The sequence below is a fragment of the Bacillus sp. FJAT-27231 genome, assembly GCF_001183975.1.
Taxonomy (GTDB): Bacteria; Bacillota; Bacilli; order Bacillales; family Domibacillaceae; genus Pseudobacillus; species Pseudobacillus wudalianchiensis.
The window spans coordinates 1,473,042-1,487,741 of record NZ_LFZU01000001.1 but is presented as its reverse complement, the minus strand read 5'-3'; the positions used below and the strand labels follow the sequence as shown (position 1 = coordinate 1,487,741).

At 40.7% G+C, this 14,700-nt stretch carries 10 protein-coding genes, 19 tRNA genes, 1 rRNA gene, 2 pseudogenes and 3 other annotated features; of the genes and pseudogenes, 4 read left to right on the top strand and 28 right to left on the bottom strand.

Annotation, left to right across the window (positions count from 1 at the left end):
- Positions 1 to 249: 249 nt before the first annotated feature.
- Entirely contained in the window at positions 250 to 1,494 is a 1,245-nt protein-coding gene (locus AC623_RS07095) for a M20 metallopeptidase family protein (RefSeq protein ID WP_197090948.1), read from the bottom strand.
- Between the two features lie 92 nt (positions 1,495 to 1,586).
- Positions 1,587 to 2,852 (bottom strand): MFS transporter, encoded by a 1,266-nt coding sequence (locus tag AC623_RS07090; RefSeq protein ID WP_049661767.1) that lies wholly within the window; start codon positions 2,850 to 2,852, stop codon positions 1,587 to 1,589.
- A gap of 895 nt (positions 2,853 to 3,747) precedes the next feature.
- On the opposite strand from AC623_RS07090, the pseudogene AC623_RS20945 reads away from it, so the two are divergent.
- From AC623_RS20945 to AC623_RS07075, 3 genes and pseudogenes are all read left to right on the top strand, one after another.
- Positions 3,748 to 4,586, top strand: a pseudogene (locus AC623_RS20945) (alanine/glycine:cation symporter family protein).
- 276 nt (positions 4,587 to 4,862) lie between these two features.
- Entirely contained in the window at positions 4,863 to 5,564 is a 702-nt protein-coding gene (gloB, locus tag AC623_RS07080; protein ID WP_049661766.1) for a hydroxyacylglutathione hydrolase, read from the top strand.
- A 694-nt stretch (positions 5,565 to 6,258) separates the two neighbouring features.
- The gene (locus AC623_RS07075; RefSeq protein WP_049661765.1) at positions 6,259 to 6,639 is read left to right on the top strand and encodes a VOC family protein; all 381 of its coding nucleotides are present in this window, start codon (positions 6,259 to 6,261) and stop codon (positions 6,637 to 6,639) included.
- Positions 6,640 to 6,852: 213 nt separating this feature from the next.
- Here AC623_RS07075 and AC623_RS07070 read toward each other — a convergent pair whose 3' ends face one another.
- Both AC623_RS07070 and AC623_RS21365 read right to left on the bottom strand, forming a co-directional pair.
- Complete coding sequence (locus AC623_RS07070; RefSeq protein ID WP_049661763.1) at positions 6,853 to 7,224, bottom strand: hypothetical protein; 372 nt, start codon at positions 7,222 to 7,224, stop codon at positions 6,853 to 6,855.
- 61 nt (positions 7,225 to 7,285) lie between these two features.
- Positions 7,286 to 7,843: pseudogene (locus AC623_RS21365) on the bottom strand (type I restriction-modification system subunit M N-terminal domain-containing protein); the annotation flags it as partial.
- A gap of 583 nt (positions 7,844 to 8,426) precedes the next feature.
- Here AC623_RS21365 and yghU point away from each other — a divergent pair.
- Positions 8,427 to 9,215 carry a glutathione-dependent disulfide-bond oxidoreductase gene (gene yghU / locus AC623_RS07060; RefSeq protein ID WP_049661760.1) on the top strand — a complete coding sequence of 263 codons (789 nt, stop codon included), beginning with the start codon at positions 8,427 to 8,429 and terminating at the stop codon, positions 9,213 to 9,215.
- Positions 9,216 to 9,431: 216 nt separating this feature from the next.
- Here the strand turns inward: yghU and AC623_RS22080 are convergent, their stop codons facing one another.
- From AC623_RS22080 to rrf, 24 genes are all read right to left on the bottom strand, one after another.
- Positions 9,432 to 9,557, bottom strand: a complete 126-nt coding sequence (locus AC623_RS22080) for a hypothetical protein (protein ID WP_269429942.1) — start codon at positions 9,555 to 9,557, stop codon at positions 9,432 to 9,434.
- A gap of 124 nt (positions 9,558 to 9,681) precedes the next feature.
- The gene (locus tag AC623_RS20935; RefSeq protein ID WP_442853529.1) at positions 9,682 to 9,864 is read right to left on the bottom strand and encodes a YezD family protein; all 183 of its coding nucleotides are present in this window, start codon (positions 9,862 to 9,864) and stop codon (positions 9,682 to 9,684) included.
- Positions 9,833 to 10,288 carry an RrF2 family transcriptional regulator gene (locus AC623_RS07055; RefSeq protein WP_049661758.1) on the bottom strand — a complete coding sequence of 152 codons (456 nt, stop codon included), beginning with the start codon at positions 10,286 to 10,288 and terminating at the stop codon, positions 9,833 to 9,835. Before AC623_RS07055 ends, AC623_RS20935 begins: the two co-directional genes overlap by 32 nt.
- 169 nt (positions 10,289 to 10,457) lie before the next feature.
- Positions 10,458 to 11,402, bottom strand: a complete 945-nt coding sequence (locus AC623_RS07050) for a sulfite exporter TauE/SafE family protein (protein ID WP_331456988.1) — start codon at positions 11,400 to 11,402, stop codon at positions 10,458 to 10,460.
- 483 nt (positions 11,403 to 11,885) lie between these two features.
- Positions 11,886 to 11,957: transfer RNA gene (locus tag AC623_RS07045), tRNA-Asn, on the bottom strand.
- Positions 11,958 to 11,963: 6 nt separating this feature from the next.
- A tRNA-Ile gene (locus AC623_RS07040) sits at positions 11,964 to 12,037 on the bottom strand.
- A 14-nt stretch (positions 12,038 to 12,051) separates the two neighbouring features.
- Positions 12,052 to 12,125: transfer RNA gene (locus AC623_RS07035), tRNA-Gly, on the bottom strand.
- 98 nt (positions 12,126 to 12,223) lie between these two features.
- Positions 12,224 to 12,298, bottom strand: a tRNA-Gln gene (locus AC623_RS07030).
- Between the two features lie 16 nt (positions 12,299 to 12,314).
- Positions 12,315 to 12,390 (bottom strand) — tRNA-His (locus AC623_RS07025).
- Positions 12,391 to 12,412: 22 nt separating this feature from the next.
- Positions 12,413 to 12,486: transfer RNA gene (locus tag AC623_RS07020), tRNA-Trp, on the bottom strand.
- A 17-nt stretch (positions 12,487 to 12,503) separates the two neighbouring features.
- Positions 12,504 to 12,579 (bottom strand) — tRNA-Phe (locus AC623_RS07015).
- 48 nt (positions 12,580 to 12,627) lie between these two features.
- Positions 12,628 to 12,704, bottom strand: a tRNA-Asp gene (locus tag AC623_RS07010).
- A gap of 4 nt (positions 12,705 to 12,708) precedes the next feature.
- Positions 12,709 to 12,782: transfer RNA gene (locus AC623_RS07005), tRNA-Met, on the bottom strand.
- Positions 12,783 to 12,807: 25 nt separating this feature from the next.
- Positions 12,808 to 12,900, bottom strand: a tRNA-Ser gene (locus AC623_RS07000).
- A gap of 4 nt (positions 12,901 to 12,904) precedes the next feature.
- Positions 12,905 to 12,978, bottom strand: a tRNA-Met gene (locus tag AC623_RS06995).
- A 15-nt stretch (positions 12,979 to 12,993) separates the two neighbouring features.
- Positions 12,994 to 13,066, bottom strand: a tRNA-Ala gene (locus AC623_RS06990).
- Between the two features lie 25 nt (positions 13,067 to 13,091).
- Positions 13,092 to 13,168: transfer RNA gene (locus AC623_RS06985), tRNA-Pro, on the bottom strand.
- Between the two features lie 14 nt (positions 13,169 to 13,182).
- Positions 13,183 to 13,259 (bottom strand) — tRNA-Arg (locus AC623_RS06980).
- A gap of 25 nt (positions 13,260 to 13,284) precedes the next feature.
- Positions 13,285 to 13,366, bottom strand: a tRNA-Leu gene (locus tag AC623_RS06975).
- A gap of 7 nt (positions 13,367 to 13,373) precedes the next feature.
- A tRNA-Lys gene (locus AC623_RS06970) sits at positions 13,374 to 13,449 on the bottom strand.
- A gap of 5 nt (positions 13,450 to 13,454) precedes the next feature.
- A tRNA-Thr gene (locus AC623_RS06965) sits at positions 13,455 to 13,530 on the bottom strand.
- 21 nt (positions 13,531 to 13,551) lie between these two features.
- A tRNA-Val gene (locus AC623_RS06960) sits at positions 13,552 to 13,624 on the bottom strand.
- Positions 13,625 to 13,633: 9 nt separating this feature from the next.
- Positions 13,634 to 13,708, bottom strand: a tRNA-Glu gene (locus tag AC623_RS06955).
- Between the two features lie 44 nt (positions 13,709 to 13,752).
- A 5S ribosomal RNA gene (gene rrf / locus AC623_RS06950) occupies positions 13,753 to 13,863 on the bottom strand.
- A 219-nt stretch (positions 13,864 to 14,082) separates the two neighbouring features.
- Positions 14,083 to 14,344 (bottom strand) — a sequence feature (23S ribosomal RNA rRNA prediction is too short).
- A gap of 19 nt (positions 14,345 to 14,363) precedes the next feature.
- Positions 14,364 to 14,523, bottom strand: a sequence feature (23S ribosomal RNA rRNA prediction is too short).
- A 19-nt stretch (positions 14,524 to 14,542) separates the two neighbouring features.
- Positions 14,543 to 14,688 (bottom strand) — a sequence feature (23S ribosomal RNA rRNA prediction is too short).
- Positions 14,689 to 14,700 lie beyond the last annotated feature (12 nt).

Below are 14,700 nucleotides of genomic sequence, written 5' to 3'. Positions count from 1 at the left end.
TCGAACTTGAGAAACGACTTTCTTTTATCGCTAAAAAAGATGTATCAACAGTGGAAAGCTTTGTAAAATCACAAATACTCGGCTAACTGAAAAACCTTTGCCATACTAAAAACGCCTTCCTTTAAAGAAAGGCGTCTTAGTTAGTGGCTTTGTTTTCAACTCTATTGCTTAAAAGGAAGCTGTCCAATCAGCAGCGGTGACAACGACTGTTTTTTACTCAAATAACTCTTATTTGGCTGTTACATTCAGTTATTTATGTTGGGCTTTTAGCCATTCCATCGCCACATTGGCATGTAAGGCTGCACCATACTTGAACATGTCTTCCTGTTGATGCATGCGAGGATTGTGAACAGGCGGTTCTCCCTCTTTGCCAGTGCCTAAAACAACAAAAGCTGAAGGAACTGCTTGAGAAATATGGGAGAAATCTTCTGATCCGCCCAATGCCCCCAGATCGCTAATATTTTCTTTCCCCATCACCGCTTCTAATGCGGGCGTAATTTCGTCAATAAAATCTGCATCGTTATGGGTCGTGGGTGTATGGAAATCCACAATATTATATTCTCCGCGCCATGCTTTCACGATATGATCAATCATTTCCGGAATCCGCTTGCACATATGATCTCTTGCTTCTTGGTCAAAGCTGCGCATATTTCCCTGCAAAACTGCTTTGTCCGGGATAATATTCGTCACCGTGCCACCGCTCATGGCCCCGATAGAAAATGTCACGTTTGCCCGCGGATCTACTTCACGAGTATAAAGCAGGTTTAAGCTTGTATATAACTGATTCATAATCATATTGGCATCAATCGTTTTATGCGGCTGAGAGCTATGACCGCCATTGCCTTGAATCTCAATAATATACGTATCCATCGCTTGAGTCAGTGTTCCTTTGTGGACAGACAGCATGCCCGCTTCTTGGTCAGGCATAATGTGAATGCCAAATGCTGCGTCTACTTTAGGGTTTTGCAGTAATCCATCGTCGATCATTAACTTCGAGCCATAGCCCCATTCTTCACCTGGCTGAAACATTAATTTAACGGTTCCCTGCAGTTGATCTTCATGATCCTTTAACAATTGGGCAGCGCCTAACAGCATAGCAACGTGTGAATCATGGCCGCAGGCATGCATCTTGCCAGGATTTTTTGATTTATATTCGGATTCATATTCTTCTTCAAGCGGCAGCGCATCCATATCGGCACGAAGGAGAATACACGGCTCCCCTTTTCCGATGGTCGCTACTACGCCTGTACAATGTTCCTGAACACCAAAACCGGCTTTCTCATATTTTTTCGTAATTTCTTCCGGCACGATGCCACACGGCTTATTTTCGATTCCCATTTCATCTAATCGCTGGCGAATATGCTTTTGCGTGTTTGGAAGGTCGAATCCCAGCTCCGGATGCTGATGTAAATACCGGCGGTCTTGAATGATTTGTTCCTCGTATTTCTTTGCTTCCTCAAAAAAATCAACCATATTGGTAAAAGTCTTAGTCATGATATTGATTCGTCCTCTCTCTTCTGAAATTCCTGACTGAAAAGCAAGATAGAATGATTTTAAAATATTTTTTCTTCTTTAGAACAATAAAGCTACATAGCATTTTTTTCTGTGATGTCTGAATTCGTATTAAATTGTGGCTTTGATCTGATAGCCATGAAAAATAATACAAATTCCACAACCGCCAGCACAATTAACATCTTGATCAACAGCCCATAGGAATGATTAATATTGTAAATTAACCCCGCTACTATTGGAGCTAAGGCTGCTCCTAATGAAGTAAATAAAGAGACTGTTCCGTATTTCGAACTGTATTCTTTCTCGCCAAAAAGCGCGGCTGTAAGATAGGCCGGTGTGACCGTAACAGCTGTTGAGCCCAGTGCTGAAAATACGGTAAAAAGGATGCCCGGAATTAATAAGTTTCCTTTCATTAAGAACAGAAAGCAGATAATATCTGATGCCACAATAAAAGTTAATGTTTTGATTAGCCCTAGCTTGTCATATAATCTTCCGACTAACAGCTTCGCCACGATAACCATCGCGGAGGCTAGTGATAGCAGCAGGGCAGCCTGCTGGGCTGGAGTGCCGATATCCGTTAAATAAGGGACCAAATTAATAATCATACTGTTGACAACAATTCCCCCTACGAGAATCCCTGCGCAAAGTGTCCAAAATGAAACAGATTTGAATGCTTCCTTTTGGGTGACTCCTGCTAATTCTTTCTGTGTTGTCTTATCTGAAGCTTCTTCTTCACCTAACGGCATTAGACCTTTATCAGCCGGGCTTAATTTTATAACAAACATAATCAATGGAACGATGACCGCCAATATTAAAATCCCGATCACAAGATAAGCCGTTCTCCATCCATGGGCTGTGATAATCCAAGTAACTAAAGGACTGAGGATCATACTCCCGAAGCCGGTTCCGGATAAAGCAATCCCTAAGCTCAATCCGCGTTTGGCATGAAACCAGTTGGTGATCAGAACGGAGACAGGTATCAACCCAGCTCCTGCTAGAGCCATCCCCATTGGCACTGCAAATAACAGAAAGTGAATGAGTTCAGTTGCAAAGGAAAACCCTATGTAAGCCCCTGCTCCTAGGAGGGTAAAGATCGTCATATATACTCTTACATCCAACTTTTTCATTAATCTTCCAGCGATTGGCGCTATAATCATGGCGGTTGTTGCCATTACGGTGTAGTACATCGTAAATTCTGCTCTGCCAAAGCCAAGCTCTTCTGTAACAGGCTTCGTGAAGAGTGAGACTAGGTTTGCAATAGGTGCATATAAGAAAGTCATAATTAGGAAACCCGACAGCAATATCCACCATCCATAAAAAATACCACCCTTTTTCTCCATATCACTTTATCCCCCATTTTCTTTTAAGTTTTTCTTTCATAGAAATCATTAAAGCCTTTAACCCAAACTAATTAATTCATGTAATTTATACTTTTAATAAGTTTTCAGCTCGGCCTGTATTTCATAAATCTCATGAGTCGTCAAACAAACACCCCCTTCATTCCAAATAAACTAAAGAAACTTCAAAAAATGATTTATAGATAATAGTGCTTGCTAAATTTTTGAAAAAGGTTTTCACACAGCTAGATGAAACAAAGAGAAATCAATTGCTTATAGAAATCGCTTTCAAAAAATTCTTCATCCATTATTTCTTCATATTTATGAACCTTTTTTACTTATAAGCAAATTCCGTGCCAACTTCACATTACCTTTACCCTCCCTTTCTTCAAGAAGGGTATACAAAAAAAGAGGGATATTTTTTTACCAAATGGGTAAAAATTTTTACCCCCTTTTTTATTATCTAGCTTTGTTATTAAAGCGATCCCCTATTTTCCGTCAACGAAAAAGAAACCATTTTAAGAAAGTTTCGCCTCATTGTTTAGCTCTTCGGTATAAGTCCCCGCCAATCATACCAATATTAGCTTCTGAAATATGAGTAAAACATCTTTTAAATAGCCAGGTGCTAGCAGATGACCGTCGCTCGCTGTTTCGTTAGCAAGACATAGACAGAGCCGACAAGACACTATTAAAAGTATTTTCTTTCGAAACATACTTGACTGAGTGTCAAAAACTCAAAGTATATACATCCTAGAAGAAAAGGCAGGGTTCTATAGCAGAATTAGTAGAATGGCTAAATGGGTGTGTTTGGCATTCTGGATTGGTTTTTGCTTTTTTAGGATTAGGGTTACTTTACTCCCTTCTTACACGTTTTGTTCCGGCGAGATTTATTAAGGATATGATAAAGCTGACATTTGGTGGAGGAGGATCAAAAGCTGGCGTTTCTTCCTTTCAACCCTTAGCCATGTCCTTAGGAAGCCGGGTGGGCACCGGTAATATAGCAGGTGCAGCTACGGCGATAGCATTTGGAGGACCGGGTGCTGTTTTTTGGATGTGGGTGGCGGCCATTTTAGGAAGTGCTACTTCATTTATTGAAATTACTCTTACTCAAGTTTATAAAAGAAAAATAGACGGGCAATACCGGGGAGGCACACCTTATTACATTGAAAAAGGATTAAAGTTAAAGTGGCTTGCCGTGGTATCGGCAGTCTTAACACTTATTGTTATGAGCTTTTTATGGCCAGGTGTTCAAGCTAATACGGTGGCGTTAACAATGAATAATACTTTTGAAATACCGGCTGTAGTGACTGGGACAACGATCAGTCTATTGCTAGCATTTATCATTTTGGGTGGTGTAAAGCGGCTGAAATAATGGTGCCATTCATGGCTATTGGTTACATTGCACTTTGTATTATCATTCTCAGTTTAAATTTTTCTCAGATTCCCGATGTTATTTCTCTTATTCTCACTAGCGCTTTTAACTTGAATTCGACTTTTGGAGGATTGATGGGTTCGGCCATTGCATGGGGCGTACAGAGAGGAGTGTATTCAAACGGAGCAGGTTTAGGCAGTGAAACTTTTGAAGCTGGCGCAGCAGAAGTACCTCACCCAATCAAACAAGGATTAGTCCAAGCTTTCTCTGTTTATATAGATACTTTAATTATCTGTCCTGCAACAGCCTTCATGATTCTGATTACAGGTATGTATGATGTTAAGCCGGAAGGAATGGTTGGATGACCATAATAATAATAACTTCGTTAACACTTTTTCATTAATGAATTTAGATTTTTCTATGCATTTTTTAATAATACAAAAAATCCAAAATACCGATAGTTCATTAAAAGCGGTTGACAGGATTAAGGATTGAATTACAGACAGAGAAGATTGATCTCCTCCATGTATATTAATAATCTCCATGTTATGATAGTGAGGTAAACTAAAACTTGTCGCGGAAGGAGGAAAACTAGTCTCCAAGCCGCAAATCAGATATATAAAAAGAGGAGGAATCGTAAGGTGATTATACATCCAATCAAAGCCTTTTCTGATAATTACATATGGTGCATTCAAGAAGAAATAGAGGCAGTTGTGGTTGATCCGGGAGAAGCAAAAGGTGTCCTTGATTACCTCGAAGAAAAGCAACTTCGTTTGGTGGCCATTCTTTTAACGCATAAGCATGAAGATCATACCGGCGGGGTACAAGAGATTATAGCGAGACATCCGGAAAGTCAGGTTTACGGACCGAAAGAAACGGAGGCCTTGGCGAATCATGTTGTAGAGGAAGGGAACTCCTTTAACTTGTTGGGCCAAACTCTTCAAGTATTCGAAACGGGAGGTCATACGCATGGCCATATCAGTTTTTTAATGGGAGATGCTCTCTTTTGCGGGGATGCCTTGTTTTCAGCAGGATGCGGCCGGGTTTTTACCGGCGATTACGAAGCTCAATATGAAACCTTGCGGAAATTTAAGCGCTTAGATGATGATATAAATATTTATCCTGGTCATGAGTATACCGAAATTAATTTACGTTTTGCATACGACATGCGGCCGAATAATAAAAAGGTTTCCAAAGCATTGGAAGAAGTCCGGGAATTGCGTACAAAAGGACAGCCAACACTTCCGACAACGATCGGCAGGGAGGAAGAAATTAACCTCTTTCTGCAAGTGGAAACATTGGAGGACTTTATCGAATTGCGCAACGCCCGTGATGACTTCTAAAGAGTTTCAAGTCGGAGTGTAGAAAAGGAGTTCCGAACAATTACTGGATTGCTCTTTGCCGAATGATAAATAGCGAAAATTGAAAAGACAAGAATTATAAAAAAAGCAAGGGATCGAAAAAGTGACAGCACCTTCCCGGAAGAAATCGAATCGAAGTAAAAGCAGACGGCACACCAATAATTCATTATCGGTTTGTGACTCCTAATATTGCATAGAGGCAAGAAGTTTAAGCTTTCTTGCCTCATTTTTTAACTTTTGTACATTTAAAACATACTCTTTCCTTTTCTCCCGCTTTTTGCTCTTTTTGCTTCAAAAACACACGTTTTTTCCCACTTTTTTCACAAATGTTGATAGAACAGCCCTGAAAAGCTGTTCTATCAACATTTTATGCACAATCTTTATTTTAATTGTGGAGCGGAAAGGAAAATGTTTGTTTTAATAGTGAAAAGGATTAAATTTTAGTTACAATCTTAAAACAAGCCGCGCAACACATTCTACATGAATGAACTGCTCCTAACGTCGTATCATTTTCTAACAATGCGATAGATACTTATAATGTATGTCGGAATTAAGATACTGTTTTAAATCAGTAACAACCATTTTAAATAACAATTAACTTTATTCAATCGAATCAAATGTACTTATATAGTATCTATGATAAGATAGAATCAATAAAATTACGGAGGATGATATAATGGACCAAGTGCTCGTTGAAATTTGTTTACGTGTTAGAGACATTGATGCTACTTTAGATTTTTATACTGGGCTTTTTGATTTTGAAGTAGCCAGTCGCAGAGAATTCCCTGAAGATAAATTTGATTTAATCTATCTGAATTCACCAGGTTCCTCAGTACAAATAGAACTTACTTACAATTATGATGCAGATCCATATGTTATAGGAGATGGTTTCAGTCATTTAGGCGTAACAGTAAATGATTTAGAAGAAATGCATAAAATTTGTAAAGCTTCTTCTTATAAAACAGGTGAATTGAGAGGACTTTCAGGTGGAACACCTTCTTACTTCTTTGTTACTGACCCTGACGGCTATAGAATCGAAGTAAAGCGTAAGAAATAAAACGTTCTAAATACAAAAATGATTGTAAAAAGACTTAACCCTCGACCCTCTAATTACAAAATAGAGAAACGAGGGTTAGGCTTTTATTTTAATGTCGTGTCATTTCTCGTTAGGCGAGTGACTGTTTCAATATGTCCAGAGTGTATGTGGCAACATAAGGGTGCTGGTGAGATCACACTCATTAAAAAAATATTTCGTTAGAGGAAGATATCCTTATTCTTTATCAAACATAGCCTTTTTAAATAAATGTGGTGATTTAAATTCATTATTAAAAAAATATGCTTCTGCTGATTTTCCAATCGTCCATGTACCGGTTGATGCAATAGCGCCAGAAATTGCTAATCCTCCAACAGGAATGATTTTAACAATTTGTCGGAAAAACTGCCGTGAACCATATCCTACACCCAAATCTATCCCTGCTGCAATTAAGTATTCAAATGCAGTTTCTTTAGTAGCAGTTCTTCCTGATAAAGCCCCAATTATACTAATCGTTAATAACTGTAGAGGAACCAAAATTGCAATATCAGCAACCTGAATTGGTGTTATACCTACACCACCAGCTATAATTGAAAATCGTTTAACCAAATCAGAAGATAGTCTTTTAAGTGGTTCTTTTCTTTTCTGTGCCTGATAAAATCTAACCTAGCTGAACCATTTCCACCATTAAGGTTACGACGCTTTTTGGCGTATAGAACTCCCCTCCGCCTTTGCCTTCATTTTCCGCAAATTCATCGAGAAAATACTCATACACACGCCCTAATACGTCTTTCTCTCTCGCTACACTGCCACCTACATCAATATTGGAGAATAAGTCAATAATCTCTCCTAAAATACGCTTGTCCAATTCAGGACGTGAATAGTTCTTTGGGAGAACCCCTTTTAATGTATGGTTTTCTTTTTCAATCGTATCTAAAGCGGTATCAACAATTTGTCCGATCTCTGGCAATTTTGCATGCTGGGCAATATGATCTCAACGAGCCTTTTCAGGAACCCAAAATACACCCTCTGCTGTATAGGCATCACGATCTTCCGCAAAGTCAGGATTGAGTTCCATTAACTCTTTCCACCTTTCTTGAAACGTATCGGAAACATATTTTAAAAAGATTAAGCCTAATACGACATGTTTATACTCGGCAGCATCCATGTTATTACGTAATTTATCCGCTGCAGATCATAATTTTTCTTCAAAACCAATTATTTCCACCTATACTTCTCCTTTAGATAATGAATTTTTCATTGATGAATAGTTCTATTTTAGTATTGATGGTTTCACAATGGTTGTATTTCCTATTGTCATTTTTCTGCCGCTAATATTTCCTTATATACCACTTCACACCCACTGTTTTTTTAATTAGTTAATTTCTACTGACAAACTCTCACCGAATAATGAAACTCTAGCAACCACATTTCATTTTTTATCAATTATTTATGACATATATACGGTACATTACGAGATATTGTAATTACTAGGTCAAAAATATGTTTCAGTTGGATACATTTATATGATACATATGTGAATCAGTATGTTTATTTAATATAACTACAAAATAGGTCGCATAAACCAAGAAAACGATCCATTGAAAGAAGTTCCTTTCTAGAACAAGGCTATATTCTTCAACAATCGAGCCAAATTATTGAAGAAGTTTACCCAGTTACCTTTCAGAGAAAAGTTTAGTTTGGGATTAATACCGATGAACCATATTATAAATAGATGATAAGCTAAATATTAGGAATACTTTTATACCGGTAGTATGATGGAGTTAATAATAGATGTTAGGAGTGTTGAGATGACAAAATATGAATTACCAAACGTATGGCAGTGGGAAGAAGAGAATTCGAATAGAGGCGGTAATCGTCCGACAGCCGGTGAACGTTTCGAACAAAAACTACCAGTCGGAGAGGCACCGTTCCAACTCTATTCACTGGGAACGCCGAACGGTATTAAAGTGACGATTATGCTGGAAGAATTAAAAGAGTTGGGTGTCGATGGTGCAGACTATAATTTGTATAAAATCAATATTGGAGCCGGCGATCAATTTGGTTCAGATTTTGTCAAGATCAATCCTAATTCTAAGATCCCAGCCCTAGTCGATCAAAGTCAAAGTCCACGTGTGGAAATTTTTGAATCAGGGTCGATTCTGCTTTACTTGGCTGAGAAATTTAATAAACTGATCCCGACAGATATTCATGGACGGACAAAAACCCTTAATTGGCTATTCTGGCAAATTGGGTCAGGTCCTTATGTTGGTGGAGGGTTTGGTCACTTTTTTGCTTATGCGCCAGAGCCTATGAAATATCCAATTGATCGTTTTACTATGGAAACGAAACGTCAATTAGACTTACTGGATAAAATATTAGCTCAGGGTTCTTATATCGCTGGTGATACCTATACTATTGCAGATATTACGATATGGTCTTGGTACGGGCGTTTAGCTTTAGGAAAATTGTATGAAGGCTCTTATGAATTTTTAAACATGGATGAATATACTCATCTCTTGGAATGGGCTCATCGCATTGCGAAACGACCAGGCGTTCAAAAAGGTCTTGCAGCCGAGTATCAATCGCTTGGGGAGTAGTTTCAAAAAAACAATGTATTGATGTTTTTCTCCTTTCATCATCTTCGCAGTATTATTAAAGAGCCTTTCCAGTTAGAAAGGCTCTTACTCACTGTTACATCCTTTATTTATCTTTCCTAACGAGTAGTGAACAGTACTCCACATGTTCAGAGTGTATATCGCAACATCTGGGATATATACGAAAAATAGTAGAAAGAGTCTTTAACCCTTTACTATTTAACCACAACTCATATCTATTAATAATGCCCCTAAGCCGGCGACCTGATAGATCGTATAGCCGCTGCTTGCCTTTTCTGGATTAAAAACAGTTGCTTCTGTTGGATAAACCGTTGGATGTCCCATACTTTTTCCACTCCTCTGTTCTTCTTTTTTGCAAAATAAAAAGCCCCCTTTAGTTTATTGTTCTTTTATGAACAGTTAACTAACAGGAGCCTTCGGTGGTCCGATCGGCATATTTTCATTTTTTCTACCTGGTATTTCGTGAGCTCTTTTGTAATGGTAAACGGTATTTTTCTAATTTATCAATTTGTGTTACCTGTGAATCATGAATCGTTATTTGAACTGTTCCATAGTCTAAGCTCTCTAATAATGACTTTATTTTTTCAAGTATCTGCTGATCAATTCGTTCTTTTGAATCCAAGCAGATCATCCCCTTTTATAAAAGTTAGTCGATTTTCCAATAAATCTTCGAGAGTCGTTTGATCAAGCACATAGGCAATCGTATCTCTTACAAGGGACCAGAGTGGCTTAAGTTGACAAGTTGGTTCTAATTGGCAAGCTTTATATTTGGTAATGGATGCGCATCCCATAGGGGAAAGCGGTCCCTCTAACACTCGTATTACTTCACCGATATTTATTTCACTTGTATTCCTTTTTAGAATATATCCTCCATTTGTTCCTCTTTTACTTTCTAAATAACCCAGTTTTTTTAATTTCAATAGGATTTGCTCCAAATAATTAACCGTAACCAAAGTTCTTTCTGAGATCTCTTGGATGGATATTACTTTTCCATGATTTTCTCCAAGAACTAGTAATGCTCGCAACGCGTATTCTCCTTTACTCGAAACCTTCAATTTATAGTCCCCCTTTAAATGTTGACTCCTTTAGTCAACATTTAATCAAAAAAAGATTTATCTAATGTTGAGTTTTTTAGTCAACATTTCGTCACAAAACCTTAATCGTTGAGTGGTTTAGTCGACTTTAATATCTGATTGAAGACGGCCATAGAACTTTTAAATAGTATTACTGATCAATCTGTTTGAAAGACTCGGTTGCTTTTGTATTTGTATTTCTTATCTTAGCTACGGTAAAGATAATCGCCCCTAACCATAAAACAGCGATTCCAATATAGATAAATGAGTAAATGGCGGTTTGATCAATCCATGTAGTTACGATAGTTCTGACATTCACTAAAATGATAAATCCGCCTACTAAGACACCCATTAATCGAGCATGAACTTTCCGTACTAACCAGGCTGCAATGGGCGCGGCAATTAATCCTCCTAGCATTAGAGCTCCTACCCATAGCCAACTGACTTCCTCCCAGCCCAGTGAGATTAAAAACCCAACAGTTGCAGAAACAGCAATAGCAAATTCACTTGTATCAACCGTTCCGACAACTTTGCGTGCACTCACTCCTTTTTGTGATAACAATACAGGAGTGGCAATTGGTCCCCAGCCTCCTCCCCCAGTTGCATCAGCAAACCCTGCAAGTAAACCTAAAGGAATAGATTTTCTTCTTGAGAGGTCAATATTGTCTTTTTCTTCCCCAATTTTAAACATAAATAAGAATCTAACTAGAACATATACACCAAGAGCTAATAAAAAGATAGAAATGTAAGGCTTCGCAAGGTCTCCAGGTATATTACTTAAGAAGGCAGCTCCCAAAAAGGCCCCAATAGAACCTGGAATGATAAGTCTTTTGACGGTTTGCTTATCTACGTTCCCAAACCTGATGTGAGAAGCTCCAGATGCAGCTGTTGTTACCACTTCTGCTAAATGGACAGAGGCTGATGCAACTGCCGGAGCAATCCCAAATGCAAGCAGCAATGACGATGACGTCACCCCATATGCCATTCCCAATGCTCCATCTATTAGCTGTGCAAATAACCCAATAAACGCAAAGATAATTAACTTTCTCATTGTACCCCCCTTGTTTTTACAGAAACGTAATGCCACTTCCTCCATTGTGCTTAAGTTTCTTAATATTTTGCCTCACTATATTACATGTTATATTCAAATTTCTTAATATGGTTACTTCACTCTATAAAATGTTATTCGCATTGGTAAACTAAGAATTAAAAAAGAATGGATTAATAAGAATGAAAAAAGACAGATTTGAAAACGCCCCAGACCATTCTCACAAAAATAAAATTCATTATACTGGAATTGAAATAAAAAAAGATGGAAGAGTCAAGAATGTATGCAATCTGGCAATGGCATGTATGAGGAAGATGTAGAGTCTTGCGGAAGTAAGTAAAAAAACTTATAGAGTGAGAGTAATAACTATTAATTAAGCTACGTGAATTCCTATATAGTATTTTATGTAAATCAAGAGCATTCCTTAATATACGCAAAAAAGGCATCTAACCAGATGCCTTTTTATCATTTACGCGCCTTAGCAGGGGCGCCTCTTCAGCCTCTTGAGTGCTTCCCTAGAAAAAATAAAAACTCCGCAGGCAAGATTCGAACTTGCGACCGATCGGTTAACAGCCGATTGCTCTACCACTGAGCTACTGCGGAATAAAGTGGGCCTGAATGGACTCGAACCATCGACCTCACGCTTATCAGGCGTGCGCTCTAACCAGCTGAGCTACAGGCCCATTTATAAACTAAATGGAGCGGGTGATGAGAATCGAACTCACGACATCAGCTTGGAAGGCTGAGGTTTTACCATTAAACTACACCCGCATATATCTATAGAGGGAGCAACCGGATTTGAACTAGTGATAAAGGTTTTACAGACTTCTGCCTTACCACCTGGCCGATTTGCCAGTAAAAAAAGAAATTGGCTGGGCTAGCTGGATTCGAACCAACGAGTGACGGAGTCAAAGTCCGTTGCCTTACCGCTTGGCTATAGCCCATTAGTAATATAATTTATGGGGCGATCGAGGGGAATCGAACCCCCGAGTGTCGGAGCCACAATCCGATGCGTTAACCACTTCGCCACGACCGCCATAATAGTATTTAATTTAAATTGGCAGGGGCAGTAGGAATCGAACCCACACTGGAGGTTTTGGAGACCTCTGTTCTACCGTTAAACTATGCCCCTATAAAACAATAAAAAAATGGTGGCTCAGGACGGAATCGAACCGCCGACACATGGATTTTCAGTCCATTGCTCTACCGACTGAGCTACTGAGCCACACAACGATCTATATGCTAACAGCGGAGATTCCCACTGGAAGAAATATGGCGGTCCGGACGGGACTCGAACCCGCGACCTCCTGCGTGACAGGCAGGCATTCTAACCAACTGAACTACCGGACCATGATTGCGGGGACAGGATTTGAACCTGCGACCTTCGGGTTATGAGCCCGACGAGCTACCAGACTGCTCCACCCCGCGACGATATACATATAAAAAATCAATATGGCGGAGGAAGAGGGATTCGAACCCCCGCGCGGTTTAACCCGCCTGTCGGTTTTCAAGACCGATCCCTTCAGCCAGACTTGGGTATTCCTCCAATATAGCGGCGGAGGGGATCGAACCCCCGACCTTGCGGGTATGAACCGCACGCTCTAGCCAGCTGAGCTACACCGCCATTATTGCTTATAAATGGAGCCTAGCGGGATCGAACCGCTGACCTCCTGCGTGCAAAGCAGGCGCTCTCCCAGCTGAGCTAAGGCCCCATGTAATGATTATAAGAGCAATAAATGGTCGGGAAGACAGGATTCGAACCTGCGACCCCTTGGTCCCAAACCAAGTGCTCTACCAAGCTGAGCTACTTCCCGTTTAAACAGTTAGATGGCGCGCCCGAGAGGAGTCGAACCCCTAACCTTTTGATCCGTAGTCAAACGCTCTATCCAATTGAGCTACGGGCGCCTAATTTTATAAATGTGAAAAATGATGCGGGTGAAGGGAGTCGAACCCCCACGCCTTGCGGCGCCAGATCCTAAGTCTGGTGCGTCTGCCAATTCCGCCACACCCGCATATAAATGGTGAGCCATGAAGGACTCGAACCTTCGACCCTCTGATTAAAAGTCAGATGCTCTACCGACTGAGCTAATGGCTCTTTAGTGGTGCCGGCAAGAGGACTTGAACCCCCAACCTACTGATTACAAGTCAGTTGCTCTACCAATTGAGCTACACCGGCTTACTATATAAAAAATAAAAATGGAGGATGACGGGATCGAACCGCCGACCCCCTGCTTGTAAGGCAGGTGCTCTCCCAGCTGAGCTAATCCTCCAAAATAAAATGGTGACCCCTACGGGATTCGAACCCGTGTTACCGCCGTGAAAGGGCGGTGTCTTAACCGCTTGACCAAGGGGCCGGCTATGTAAAGTAAGCAAAATAAAAACCCCGATAAGGGGACTTGCCTGGCAGCGTTCTCACAAGGGGAAGCCCCTCACTACCATCGGCGCTGAAGAGCTTAACTTCCGTGTTCGGGATGGGAACGGGTGTGACCTCTTCGCTATCGCCACCAGACTGTATAAAACTGAAAGAGTTTGTTCTTTCAAAACTGGATAATATGTTTTCGTAACCGGCAATACCGTGCTAATCGCTTTTCGTTATGATCTAGCTGCAGGGGCTAGCACGTACGCTGATTTCGCTCTCTCTGTCGGAGTCTACAAAACGACTCCTTGTCGAGAGCTACAATCTGCTATCGTGCTGATCAAGCCCCTTCCGCTTTTCGTGGTTAAGTCCTCGATCGATTAGTATTCGTCAGCTCCACGTGTCGCCACGCTTCCACCCCGAACCTATCTACCTGATCATCTTTCAGGGATCTTACTAGCTTGCGCTATGGGAAATCTCATCTTGAGGGGGGCTTCATGCTTAGATGCTTTCAGCACTTATCCCGTCCGCACATAGCTACCCAGCGATGCCTTTGGCAAGACAACTGGTACACCAGCGGTGCGTCCATCCCGGTCCTCTCGTACTAAGGACAGCTCCTCTCAAATTTCCTGCGCCCGCGACGGATAGGGACCGAACTGTCTCACGACGTTCTGAACCCAGCTCGCGTACCGCTTTAATGGGCGAACAGCCCAACCCTTGGGACCGACTACAGCCCCAGGATGCGATGAGCCGACATCGAGGTGCCAAACCTCCCCGTCGATGTGGACTCTTGGGGGAGATAAGCCTGTTATCCCCGGGGTAGCTTTTATCCGTTGAGCGATGGCCCTTCCATGCGGAACCACCGGATCACTAAGCCCGACTTTCGTCCCTGCTCGACTTGTAGGTCTCGCAGTCAAGCTCCCTTGTGCCTTTACACTCTGCGAATGATTTCCAACCATTCTGAGGGAACCTTTGGGCGCCTCCGTTACT